The sequence below is a fragment of the Bifidobacterium castoris genome (assembly GCF_003952025.1).
GTDB lineage: Bacteria > Actinomycetota > Actinomycetes > Actinomycetales > Bifidobacteriaceae > Bifidobacterium > Bifidobacterium castoris.
This window is the reverse complement of sequence record NZ_QXGI01000001.1, coordinates 318,076-330,509: the sequence shown is the minus strand read 5'-3', so window position 1 is coordinate 330,509 and position 12,434 is coordinate 318,076. Positions and strand designations below refer to the sequence as shown.

The following is a 12,434-nucleotide window of genomic DNA, read 5'->3' as shown; positions in this document are numbered from 1 at the left end:
CGACCTCAGTGCTCGCTTTTCGATCGGCTTCCGCGGCCGCGATACGGGCCTTCGGGCGCCGACGGCGAGGCCGGGCCGATCAGGGGCGTGTGCGTCGCATCCGCACCATCCTTCGCGCGTCGAGCTGGATGCACTGGGGTGCACTGAGGTCGGCGCCGACCTCAGAACGCTCCTCATCCCTACTGCCATAAAGGATGAGAGACCATGAGCACTGAGGTCTGGGGTATGTGGGGGATACTCAAAAAGGGGAGTCACGCGCGTAGCGGGTCGGCTTGTCCCGTGACTCCGGTTTTTCGTGTCCTTACACAACCCCAGACCTCAGTGCACGGAGCCTCTCAGACCAATAGTTCCAACATGTCAGGGGCGTTCTGAGGTCGGGGCCGACCTCAGTGCTCGCTTTTCGATCGGCTCCCGTGGACGCGATACGGGCCTTGTGAACCGATCGGCGCCGACGGTGCGGCGGCGGGCATGGACGCGAGCCGATCAGGGGTGTGCACCCCAGCGCATCCGCACCATCCATCGCCGACGCGGGAGCACTGGGGTGCACTGAGGTCGGCCCCGACCTCAGAACGCTCCTCACGCCTACTCCTATAAGGGATGAGAGACCATGAGCACTGAGGTCTGGGGTATGTGGGGGATACTCAAAAAGGGGAGTCACGCGCGTAGCGGGTCGGCTTGTCCCGTGACTCCGGTTTTTCATGGTTCTTACAGACCCCAGACCTCAGTGCACACCCCCGCTCAGCCCAATGGTTCCAACATGTCAGGGGCGTTCTGAGGTCAGGGGCGACCTCAGTGCACGCACGCGGGTCGGACAGGGCTTTTTCCGTCGGCGTCGACGAAACGGCCGTCAGTGCGCGCGCGGGTCGGCTTGTCCCGTGACTCCGGTTTTTCGTGTCCTTACACAACCCCAGACCTCAGTGCACACCTCCGCTCAGCCCAATGGTTCCAACATGTCAGGGGCGTTCTGAGGTCGGGGCCGACCTCAGTGCTCGCCGGTTGGCGCATAGGCTCCGGCCTGTACGGCGGTCGGTGTTCCGGCCGCATGCCAAGGCAAGGGCGGTGCATATGGCGTTCAGACCGAATCTGTCCGGCAAGGGACCGGCGAAACCCCGCACGGAGCCGGCCGAACCGTCGCCGGAGCCCCCGGCGGCCGAGCCGGTCGCCCCCATGAAGGATGACGCGGCCGACACCGCCCCCGCGCCGGCGCAGAGCGCACCGCGACGTGGGGAGCCCGCCGCCCCCTCGCCCCGGCCGGAGGACGGCGAGGAGGACTGGGAGCGCCTTTGGGCGTCCGCTCCGACGCCGGAGCCGGCCGACGGGGAGCTGATCGACGGGGAGCCGGACGGTGGGGAGAACACGGCCCCTGACCCGGCCGGCGGGAGCATGGAGGCGCAGGAGGATGACACCCCGTGGGCATCGGTGGGCGAACCCGTATGGGACGAGACGGGCATGGAACGCCCGCAGCCCGCCGAGGAGACGGCGGACGTGCCGCCGGACGTGCCGCCGGACGGCGTCTCCTCGGCGGGCCCGGAGACGACGGAGGACGACGGCGATTGGACGCGTCTCCTCGCCCGGATCGACGACCGGCCCCTCGACCTCGACTGGGACGACGACGGGGCGACATCCACCGAAACCGCGCCGGAAACCGCGCCGGCGACGGACGGGCCGGTCGTGGCCGAACCGGCCGGCGCGGACGATACGGGCTGGGCGGATGGCATGGCCGAACCCGCCGGCGCGGATGATGGGGGTTGGGCGGACGGCGCGGACGGCGACCCGTGGAACCCCGACACGGGCGACTTGCGGGACGATGCGCCCGGAATCGCGCCCCCGATCGCAGGGGAGGCGCCGGACGCCGGCACGGATGCCTGGGAGGACGTGTTCTCCGATCCGCAAACAGAAACGGGGACGGAGACGAAAGCGTCGAAGGCGCGCACGCCGCGCTGGGTGTGGGTGCTCGCCGCCGTCCTGGCCGCCGTGCTCGCCGCCACCGCCGTGACCGTCGCGGTGAGCGTGGCCGACGACCGGCGCGTGAAGGCCGCCAGGGAGGCGTCGTGCGCCGCATGGGACGAACAGGCCGCCCGATACCGGACATTGTTCGACAAGGCGAAGGCCGTGGATATCGATCCGGGCGAAAGCCCCGCCGTGCGCTGCCCCACGGACGCTGACGGCGCGGCCTCGGCGCTTAAGGAACGGCTCGACGCGCTGGAACCGAAGGTGGTGCAACGCACCGGCGAACTATGGGAGGCCCGCCGCGCCGAAATCGCGCGCACGCTGGACGAATGCCCCGACATGGCGTCAAAGACCCGGAACCGTCTGAGCGAACTGTCCGCGCAGGGGCCGGACGGCGACATGGACTGGACCCAATACGACAAGGAGACGACGACGACGATGGACGCCGCGGCCGGGGAGCAGAGGAAAGCCGAGGCGGAGGAGGCGCGCAGGAAGGAGGCCGAACGGCAGAAAGCCGAAAACGCGCGCAAGGAGAAGGAAAAAGAGGAGGAAGCCCGCCGGGAGGCCGACCGTGCGGCGGCCGAAACGGGCGAAGCGGACGGACAGGCGCAGACCGCGCCGGACACGGCCGGCACGGACACGTGGACGGGGACGGTCGCGCCGCAGCAGACCGCGCCCGCCGCGCCGACCGTCCCGCAGCCCGCACCGGCGCCGACCACGGTCCCGCAGCCGCGCCCGTCCGCCCCTACGGGCGGATCCGCGAGCGCCGAGATGTAGCGGTTGGGGCGGTTCTAGTCGTGCCGGATGGGGACGATGACCTGCACCCAGTCCTCATCGTCGCCGTCCGCGAGGATCATGGCGGGTTTCCTGTCCCCGTTGGCGCGGATGACGACCCGCTGGGAGCCGATCGTCTGGAGCGCGTCCTGCAGGTAGGGCGCGTTGAATGCGGGCAGGGTGGCCGTGTCGCCGTCGATGCTCGCGTCCTCGATCGTGTCGCGGCCGGTGGAGTCGTCTCCCGAATGGGATACGGACAGGCCGTCGGCGCCCCATGCGAGCCGGATGGGCACCATGTCGGATTCGTCGGTGTCGAGGGCGCGCAGGTATTTGACGGCGGCGAGCAGCGCGGCGCGGTCCGCCCGGATCTCCGTGGCCGCGGCCGTGTCCCGTTCGGGCATGACGCGGCTCAGGTTCGGCCAGTCGCCGGCGAGCAGGGCGCTTTCGTCGGTGAAGCCGGGGCCGGACACGGCCAGGGAGGATGGTTGCGGCGTGTCGCCGCCCGCATGGCGGGTGCGGCGGATGCGCAGCGTGTCCGCGTGGCGTGCGGCGCCTCGGAACCATTCGGCGCCGACGGTGAGCGACCCCTCCCAGCCGGGCTGGGGGATGCGGATGCGGGCCGCCCGGTACTTGTCGGTGCTTTCCGCGCTGATCGTGCGCCCGTCGCCGTGCAGGTGGATGCCGGAAAGGATGGGGGTGGTGCGTGTGCGGGATGCGCAGTGGCCGGTGGCGTCGGACAGGCGCGCCAGCGTGCCGGCGGGGAAGGACAGGACGATGTCGTCGGGGCCGTCGCCGCGCATGACAGGGGCTGCGGTGTCGTCCGTGAGGGTGCGCATGGTGGCGACGCGGCGGCCCGTGGTGAGTGTGAGCCCGCCCTCCCCGTCGGCGTCGATCATGCTTTCGCCGGCGCCGCTTTGGGCGGCGAGCGCGAGGAGCCATGTGCCGCATACGGCGACGGCGCCCGCGTCGAGGACGGTCGCGGGGATGGTGACGCGGCTCACGGTCTGCGCGCCGTCCGCGCCGACCGTGAGCCGCCCGTCGTCGGCTTGGATGGTGATGCGGTTGCGTGCCGGGTCCAGACGGTCCAGGATGCGGCCGGCGTGCCGGACCGCGGCGGCGAATGCGGAGCTGTCCATCAATGCTTTCATTGTCGTGCCCTTTCTTGTTCTGCTGGCGTTGCGCCGCGCCCCCGGTATGCGTCGGTGCGGCGCATAGGTGGCGCGCATGTGGTATGAGCTTGAACCGTTGCCGGGCGCGGACACGGACGATCAGCGCGTGTTCCTGGACCGTGCCCGCCGCACCGCCGCCGCCCTCGGATTGGCCGACCGGCCCTCGTGGAGCACATGGTGGGCGATGCTCACGCACCGCACGGACGGCATGGTGCTGTTGGCCGACCGGGCGAACCGGTGGGTGTGCCTGCCCGACGATGCGCCCGCGGACACGCCCCGCATCCTGGCCGCCGGCTGCCATGCGCGCGCCCGCGCGCTCGACGGGCCGCCCCCGTGCCTGGACGCGCCGCTGCGGTGGGCGCACGCCATCGTGCCCATGAGCGCGACCCTGTCGCGCACCGCCCGGGGCGGTCCGGGCGGCGGGGAGACGGATGACGATGCGCGCCTCGACCCCGCCCACGGCGCCGTCGTCGCGTTGAACCTGCGACGGCAGGGCGTGTTCGAGACCGGGCGGGCGAAGGATTGGCTGGCCGACGAGTTCAATTCGGCGCCGGACATGAACAGGCTCCAGGAGACCGGCACCGCGGCGGTGCGCGTCATGGCGGCCGCGCCCAGCCGTGCGGCTGCGCTGCGTGAGGCGGCGCGTGCCGCGAACGCGCTCGGATTGGGGTTCACTCCGGGCGTGTCCGCGCACGCGTCACGTCCCCGCATGGGCGCCGTATGGGCCGCGGCCGCATTATGGGTCGCCGCCGTGGGCGCGTATGCGGCGTGGGGCGTGTGGTGGCCCATGATCGTCGCATCCGTGCTGCTGGCCGCGGCCGTGGCGCGTCGCGCACGGTGCGCGCCCGATGAGGCGCTCTGGCAGCGTCCGCGCCATTATTGGCGTATCCGGGCGCGGATGCGCCGCGCGGACGCGGCCGACTACAAGAGCCGCTACGGCGGCGACGACCATTCGTCGCATGTGCGTCATCGCATGCACGCGTACGCCTACCAGCGTTCCACGTTCCCGCTGCCGTCCGACACGCTGGCCGCGTTGACGACGCCCCCGCCGGGCGCGAACGCGGTGCGCGCCGCCCTGTCCGTACGCCCCGACGAGCTCGCAGACGCGCACGGCCCGCTCCTGGGTTTGGACGCGGTCGGCCGCCCCGTGCGCATGCCCGCCGACGTGGTGTGGGACGGGACCGTGCTGATCGGCAAGCCGGGCGGCGGCAAGTCGAACAGCATGCACGGCCTGCAACGGTGGGCGTCCGCGCACATGCGCCCCGACGATTCGCTCATCGCCCTGGAGGCCAAGGGCCGTGACTCGTTCCCCATCCTGTCACGCCTGATCGCCGGCATGCGGTTCATGGACGTCGCCGACGCGCGCACCCCGATCATCGATTTTCTCGGCGACGGCGACCCGGCGGCGCGTGCGCAGCGTTTCGCGTCCCTGATGCGCGGCGCGTTGGGCGACGAGCAGATCGGTCCGCGCAGCCGCGCGCAGATCGCGGACGCGGTGGAGCTGTCCCTGCGCGCCCTCGACGCCGGCGACGCGTTCACGCGCGCATGCGCCGCGGCGGGCGTCGAACCGCCCGCCGGATGGGTGGAGTGCGCGTACACGCTCCTGTTCGGCCACGGCGCGCAGGCGGCTCGCGCCGTGGCGTCCGCCGCCGTCAACACGCTTGACGACGGCGCCGCCAGGGAGGCGGCGGAACGGCTCCATGGCGGCGTCAACCCGAATACGGGCCGTCCGGCCGTCTCCGACGGGCAGCTGTACGCGCAGCTGTCGGCGCCGATGAACAAGATCGGGCTGCTCGCCGCCGTGCCCGCCGTCACCGCGCCCGGACGGGTCCGCATCACATGGCGGCGCATCCTCGAGCACGGCATCCGTCTGGCCGTCAACCTGGGCGACCCGGTGGGCGCGGACGTGGCCGGCGTCAACGAGGATGCGCGCCGTCTGGTGGGCGCGCTCCTGTTCCAGGGGCTGCGCGTCGAGGTGGGGGACACGTGCGCCGGCTGGGAGGCGCACGGCCGCAGGGTGCGCATCTACGTCGACGAGCTCACCGACATCACCGGTTCCGATGGGCGGACGGGCGGCAACACGGCCGCCGTCGAATGGCTCCGCAGCCGTGCGCGCGCCTACGGCGCCGAGCTCACCGTCGGCACCCAGTACCCCGAACAGCTGGATGCGCGGCTCACCGCCTGCATTCTGGGGTTCCGCACGATAGGCTGCTATGTGATGCTCTCACCGTCGAGCGCCGAGACGATGGGCGCCGCCCTGGACGTGGATCCGGCGGTGCTCCGCTCCCTGCCCACGCACGCGTGCGTGTGGCGCACGACGGACGGCAACGGCGGCAGCCTGCCGGCGCTCACCCTGTCCACGCCGCATTTCGACGCGGGCGCCGACGCGTAGACGGGGCGGGACGCATCCGTGCGCGTCCATGAGCGTTCGATCATTGGACAGAGAGGGCCGTGACCGGCTCGACCGCGCCGTGGCGGCCATCGACTGGGATGAGGACGCATGCCGGTTCGGTTCGCCCGAACGGATGCGGGTGGCCGCGTGGGCGGCCGATTCCGGATTGGTGGAGGGGGAGATGCGCCGCCTGTTCCCCGACCCGGAGCAGCGGGCCGTCATGTGCGAGTTCACGGGGCCGCGCATCATGGAGAAGATCGTCGGCGTGGCCGTCGTCACCAACCCGAACCTGTGGAATCCGGGCAACCTGTGGGATCCGCGCCGTGCGACCAGCTTCTGCGGATGGCTGCGGCGCACCGCGACGGCCGTCGCCCGCGCGAATCCGGCGCGGGTCCTGCACGGGCGCACTCGTCCCGTCAGCGCATGGGATGACGAGGAGGGCAACAATCCGATCATGGACGGCGCCCCGCGGCCCATGCCCGTCTCCGGCAACGTCGAGACGGCCGCCCTGTTCGACAGGGAGCCGGATCTGCGCGTCATGCGCCCATGCGACCCGGCATGGTCGCGCCGGTGGGCGCGCACGGCACGCACGGATGCGGCGGCGATGGGCGTGCTCAGGCGCAGGCTCGTGAAGGACGGGTACTGGCATCGCAGCCTCGACCGGCTGGACACGGATGTCGCATGCGCGCTGCTGCTCGCCCCCGTGCCCGAACGGCGCGCCATGATCCTGCCCGCCGCGTTCCCCGACGGCGTGTGGCGCGACGCGGCCCACGCGTACTGGCCTACGCAGACGGGGCGGCGCCATGTGGCCGAATCGTATGCGGCGGCGCGCGCCGCCGTGGAACGGGTCGCGCTTTGCGAGGGACGGTTCGAATGGCATGTGTGGACCGAACTGGGCACCGCGATGGCGCGTCTGCTCGCCGATTAGGCGTACGGGTCGGGCGGCGGCGGCGTCCAGCCGCCGATCGTCCGGTCGCATGCCAGCGCCGTGAGCCATGCGAGCAGACGTGCACCCCCGGTGCGTTCGTCCAGCAGCCATCCGACCGTCAGCGTGCCCGGAGACCGGTCGGGGCGTGCGCCGGTCCATTCGCATGCGCGCCGCAGATGGTTCAGGGCCCGTTCACGGCCCGAACCGAACACGGCCTGGTCGATCAGCCACACGTGCAACGCGAGCACGGCCCGGTCCGTGCCGGCGGCGTCGACGAGACGGGGGAGGCATTCGATGCCGCGCCCCGTGTCGGCAAGCCGTTTGAGCTCCAGGAGGATCATGGCGCGGCGGGCCGCCGCGTCACGCGCCCCCATGGCCCCTTTCATCGGGTCCGGCGCCATGGCCACCATCCTTTCGCCTGTTCCCTCGCCGCCGGTTCGAGCCGGAGGCCCAGGAACGCGGCCTGCCGGCACAACCATGGGGTGTGCGGCGGCGTGAGCCGCGACCCGGGCGTCTGCAGCGCCAACGTGGACACGTCCCAACGGTCGGTGCCCGCGTAGCGGGCGACCGGGGCGAGGATGCGCGCCCAGTCGCGGTCGGTGCGCGGATGGGCGAGCCCCGCGGCGGCCACGGCGACGGCGCAGGTCATGTCGGCGTCATCCACGGCACCCAGGGCGCGCATCCCGTCCTCCAACTGGCTGCCGGTCTGTCCGATGCGGAACAGCATGCGGGCGAGCCCGGCCTCCATGAACGGCCGGATGACGTGGCCGGCGAACGTGCGCCGGTCCTCCCATTGGGCCGGGTCGATCCGGTCCGCGTCCACCAGCACCAGGTCGATGCCGGGGGTTTCGCACAGCCGCAGGATCGCGGCGCCGTACAAGTCGTTCATGCCGGCCGCCAACGGGTCGGCGGGGCCGGGCAGCAGCGCGTACGCCTGCCCGGTGCGCCGGGGCATGAGGATGGCCCGGTCCAGCGTGTCAAGCCATTGCGCGTTCTCCAGCATCCGTTCGGGGCCGAGACGGTGCCACACGCGCTGCGACTGCTGTCCGGCGTTGCCGTCGACCAGCACCACATGCCGGCCCGTGCCGCCCAGCGCGGCCGCCAGCATGCGGGCGTTGCCGCTTTTGCCGATCCCGCCCGAACCTCCGGTGACGAACGCCAGCACGGCACGGCCCGCGCCGTGCGCCGTGCCGTCTTGTTCCATGCTCATGTCGGGGCGCCTATGCGTCCGGCCCGCAACGACGCCGGACGCATAGGCGTCCGGCGTCATTGCACACCGTGTGAAAAGGAGACACGTATGGCGAACTTCGACTGGCTGCGCGGCGAGGGGACCATCCCCGACATTCCGGCACCCGCACCCGACCCCGATCCGGCCCCGCCGGCCGGTGCGAACACCATGCCCGCACCGGAGCCCGCACCGGAGCCCGCACCGGAGCCGGAGCGCGGACATGACGCGGGCGGCGCGCCCGCGCCCGAACCCGCGCCCGCGCCGCCCGCCGCGAAACGCACCCGGAACCGCACCCGCGCCAAGACGGGCCCATCCCGACGCGACATCGAACGCATCCTGAACATCGCCGACCAGGTGGAGGACGCGGACTACGCGGCGCTCGTCGACGAGCTCACCGGCTCCGACGACCGTGCCGGCCGCGTCGAGAAGATCCTGGAGGGCCGATGGCGCCAGCCGGTCGAGGACGCGGAACGGATCGCGGCGGCGGGCGGCGACATGGCCCGCTTCAAGGAGACGCTGCGCCTGCACGATAGGAACCCGGAGCGGCTCAAGGCCGTGGTCCGCCTCCTGGGCGCCCTCACCGCCGACCCGGACGTGAAATGGGGAGGCAACGAGCTCGACGTCGCGGAAACCGTCGCCCGCGTCATCCCGGACGCGGACCTGACCCGCGTCCGGGGCCTGAAATGAGCGGACCCGTCCCGGACCGGTTCACGCCCGCACGCCTCGCCATGTTCCTGCACGTGCCGCAACGGTTCGTGCGCCGCATGGCCGCCACCGGCCTCATCGAAGCGCCGGACGCGGACGGCGCCTGGACGGAGCCGCGCCTGCGCGCCATGCTGCACGACCATCCGTGGCTGCGCATACTGAACGTGCCGCTGTGCGCCCGCGAGCTCAACAGGATCAACACGGCATGGCCGGCGCCCCTGTCCGGCCCGTCGGTGGCGGGCCGCCGCTACCTTCCGCTCTGGCGCATCATGGACGAGCATTGGGACCGGACCGGCCGCACGGCGCCCGCCGCACGGGAGGGCGCGGACACGGGAGGCTGGCTCGAACCGCTCTTCTAGGCTTTCATCCGCCCGACAAGGGGGCGCAGCCCGAACCGGTCTGCGCCCCCTTGTCGGGGCGGATGGCGGCCATGCGGCGGACGCATGACCCCGGCATGGCGCCCGCCGCTGTCCGGCCCGGCCGTGCGCCGCGCAACCATACGACAGGGGCCGGAAGGGACAACACGGGAGGCCCCCTTGACGGACGTGACGCTGCTCAGCTTCAACCCGGACGGGACCGCCACGCCGACGGCGCGGATCGACCCGCCCGCCCGCTTCTCCCACAGCACGCTCACCGCGTGGACGCAATGTCCCGCACGCTGGGCCGCGGACCGTCTGATCGGCCGCGAACCCGCCGACGCGGACCCGCTCATCCTCGGCACCATCGTGCACCGCGCCATCCAGAAGGCGATGGACGAGCCCGGCGTTGCCGCACCCGACTGGCGTGCGCTCACCGCCGACGCCATCACACTGCTGCGCGCCGAACACGACCATGACGGGCGCGGCAAGGATCCGGCGCCCCCCATCACGCTGCAGGACGGCACACGCGCCACGGACGCGTACTGGGCGCATCTGGCATGGCGCAAGATCAGGGACTTCCGGCTCACGGACGCGTTGGGCCGCACGCCACGGCCAGCCGCCACGGAACAGCACGTGGAGGGCGAATGGGACGGGATCCGGCTGCACGGCTACGTCGACTACCGCGACGAGGCCGGCATCCTCATCGACTGGAAGACGGGCCGTATCCCCGCATTCGCGGACGCGGCCCGAACCCACGCCGACCAGCTGCGCCTCTACACGCACCTGTACGCCACGATGGGCGTACCCGTCCATGCGGCACGCGACGTGTACGTGGAGCAACGCGACCTGCGCGCCGCCGACCTGTCCGCGGAGGCGATGGACGCCACCCGCGCGCGCATCGTCGCCGCCGCCACGGACATGACCGCCGCACTGGACGCCCACACGCAGCGGCTGCGCCTGCACCCCTCGGCGCTGTGCCCGTGGTGCCCGCTGGCGAACGTGTGCCCGGCGGCGCGCATCGACGGCGCCAAGGCGCGGCGCGCCGCCGCCGCCCAACCCGTGGCGGCGCACGACCCGCGGTTCGTGCGGACGCATGCCCACGCCACGAACGACGGAAAGGAGACACGCATGGATCTGTCCGCGTTTCTCATGGGCGAGGCCGCCGCCACGAGCGCACCGACCCGACCGGACCCGCCGGCGCCGGCCGCCGGAACGGACCCGTGGGCGACCCCGGCCGGCCGTGAGGCCCTCGCCCAATGGGGCATCGTCGACGATACGGCCGACACGACGCCGGAGCCCCGCACGGGGAAGGTACCGGAGCCGCACCCGGCCGCGCCGCCACGCATGGCGGAGGGCAAGCCGTGGGAGGCGACATGGGACGGAACAACCCTCAATCCGGCCGGATACGGTTGGAGCCGCTGGGTCGACATCACCCTCGACGCCATGACGCTGGCATGCGACGACACCGACGCCTGCACGACGGCGACGCTCATCGTGCAGGCCGCATGGGCCGCCGCACGCACCGCGCTCGGCGAAGGGGGAGCGCCCGACATTCCCGGACTGGCCGAGGGACGGCCCATGGCCGAACCACTGTTCGCATGGCTGGACACGACGGTCGCCCGCGACACGCTCCGCATCCTGCGCACCCTCCTCGACCACGACACGCAAGGCACGGCGTGCGAACGGATCGGCCGCGCCGCCCGCCGCGCCGCCGACATATGGGGCGCCATGCTCGCACCCCTCGACCCGGACGCTATGATGGGCGTACCGGCACGTCCGGGACGCACCGGTACGGGGACGGCGAAGAACACACGACCATAAGACACGTAAAGGAGAAGGCAATGACCAACCACGACTACGCGGTGCACCGCATCAAGGACGACGTGTGGCTGCACAACGACCCGACCGAGAGCGAGGCCAGCTGGGAACGCTACCCGGAGGACGCGAGCGTGTACGCCACCCGCGACGAGGCCCTCTACTCGGCCGCCGCCTGCGGCCTGGTCCTGGACGACCCCGACCGGGGCGTCTTCACCCCCGTCGACGGCATCGAGATCGTCGCCATCGCATGGGAGACGGACGAGGACGCGATCCCGGACGACATCGACCGCGAACTTGACGCAGAGGAGGGGACCCGGGGCGCATAGCGCACGTCGATGACGACGCAACCGGACGCGGGGCCGGCGAGGGGACACGCCCCGCGCCGGCCCCGCCCCATGCCAACCGGCGGAAAGGAACACGCCCCTCACCATGGCCCGCACACCACGCACCCTCCTGTTCGACATGGACGGCACCCTCCTCGACTCGCTGCACGTGTGGGAGGACGTGGACCGCGCCTTCCTGCACCGTCGCGGCATCACGGTGCCCGACGACTACATGCGCATGGTCGCGGCGATGCCCGCACGCGACATCGCCGCCTACACGATCGGCCGCTTCCGGCTCACCGGGGACACGGTCGACGGGCTGCTCGCCGAATGGGAGGACATGGCGTTGGAACGCTACACGCATGACGTGAGAACCAAACCCGGCGCCCTCGACTATGTGCGCCGCATGGCCGAACGGGGACACCCCATGGCGGTCGTCACCACGATGACGCCACGCATCCGCGCCGCCGCACTGGACGCCGCCGGTCTCACCGGCTACATGCGCATGGTCATCGGCACCGAGCACACGCCGGGAGGCAAGGCGACGCCCGGCTATTACCGGCACGCCGCCAAGCTCATGGGCACGACGCCCCACCGCTGCGTCACCTTCGACGACATGCTCGCCCCCCTGAAGGCCGCCCGGGAGGCGGGGCTCGCGACGGTCGCCGTCCACGACCCGCACGCCGGCGCCGACATGGAGCGCATCCGCATGACCGCGCATCTGACCATACCCGGATTCGCGCACATGCCGGACACGCCGCCCGCCCCCTGAACGCGCCGGAGAAGGG

The 12,434-nt window shown here is 72.1% G+C and carries 11 protein-coding genes; 8 read left to right on the top strand and 3 right to left on the bottom strand.

Annotation, left to right across the window (positions count from 1 at the left end; translation table 11 throughout):
• The first annotated feature begins 1,065 nt into the window (after positions 1-1,065).
• Positions 1,066-2,727, top strand: coding sequence for a hypothetical protein (locus D2E22_RS01525; RefSeq protein ID WP_126031355.1), 1,662 nt, complete (start codon positions 1,066-1,068; stop codon positions 2,725-2,727).
• Between the two features lie 14 nt (positions 2,728-2,741).
• Here D2E22_RS01525 and D2E22_RS01520 read toward each other — a convergent pair whose 3' ends face one another.
• Complete coding sequence (locus D2E22_RS01520) at positions 2,742-3,860, bottom strand: DNA polymerase III subunit beta (protein ID WP_164518368.1); 1,119 nt, start codon at positions 3,858-3,860, stop codon at positions 2,742-2,744.
• Positions 3,861-3,948: 88 nt separating this feature from the next.
• Between D2E22_RS01520 and D2E22_RS01515 the strand changes: the two genes are divergently transcribed.
• Positions 3,949-6,285 (top strand): hypothetical protein, encoded by a 2,337-nt coding sequence (locus D2E22_RS01515; protein ID WP_126031353.1) that lies wholly within the window; start codon positions 3,949-3,951, stop codon positions 6,283-6,285.
• A 28-nt stretch (positions 6,286-6,313) separates the two neighbouring features.
• Positions 6,314-7,213 (top strand): hypothetical protein, encoded by a 900-nt coding sequence (locus D2E22_RS01510; protein WP_126031352.1) that lies wholly within the window; start codon positions 6,314-6,316, stop codon positions 7,211-7,213.
• On the opposite strand, the gene D2E22_RS01505 is transcribed toward D2E22_RS01510, so the two are convergent.
• Together D2E22_RS01505 and D2E22_RS01500 are read right to left on the bottom strand one after the other, a co-directional pair.
• Positions 7,210-7,614 (bottom strand): hypothetical protein, encoded by a 405-nt coding sequence (locus tag D2E22_RS01505; protein ID WP_126031351.1) that lies wholly within the window; start codon positions 7,612-7,614, stop codon positions 7,210-7,212. The genes D2E22_RS01510 and D2E22_RS01505 overlap by 4 nt on opposite strands.
• Entirely contained in the window at positions 7,596-8,483 is an 888-nt protein-coding gene (locus D2E22_RS01500; protein WP_164518367.1) for a hypothetical protein, read from the bottom strand. The genes D2E22_RS01505 and D2E22_RS01500 overlap by 19 nt, the downstream gene beginning before the upstream one ends.
• Positions 8,484-8,510: 27 nt before the next feature.
• Here D2E22_RS01500 and D2E22_RS01495 point away from each other — a divergent pair, with 27 nt between their 5' ends.
• The 5 genes from D2E22_RS01495 (at position 8,511) to D2E22_RS01475 (ending at position 12,418) form a co-directional block, all read left to right on the top strand.
• Positions 8,511-9,128, top strand: coding sequence for a hypothetical protein (locus tag D2E22_RS01495; RefSeq protein WP_126031349.1), 618 nt, complete (start codon positions 8,511-8,513; stop codon positions 9,126-9,128).
• Positions 9,125-9,505, top strand: a complete 381-nt coding sequence (locus D2E22_RS01490; protein ID WP_126031348.1) for a hypothetical protein — start codon at positions 9,125-9,127, stop codon at positions 9,503-9,505. The genes D2E22_RS01495 and D2E22_RS01490 overlap by 4 nt, the downstream gene beginning before the upstream one ends.
• A 186-nt stretch (positions 9,506-9,691) precedes the next feature.
• A complete protein-coding gene (locus tag D2E22_RS01485; protein WP_241218127.1) occupies positions 9,692-11,326 on the top strand; it encodes a RecB family exonuclease in 1,635 nt (544 codons plus the stop codon).
• A gap of 20 nt (positions 11,327-11,346) precedes the next feature.
• Positions 11,347-11,649: a hypothetical protein gene (locus D2E22_RS01480; RefSeq protein WP_126031346.1), complete on the top strand. Its 303-nt coding sequence runs from the start codon at positions 11,347-11,349 to the stop codon at positions 11,647-11,649.
• A gap of 103 nt (positions 11,650-11,752) precedes the next feature.
• A complete protein-coding gene (locus D2E22_RS01475; protein ID WP_126031345.1) occupies positions 11,753-12,418 on the top strand; it encodes an HAD family hydrolase in 666 nt (221 codons plus the stop codon).
• The last annotated feature ends 16 nt before the right edge of the window (positions 12,419-12,434 follow it).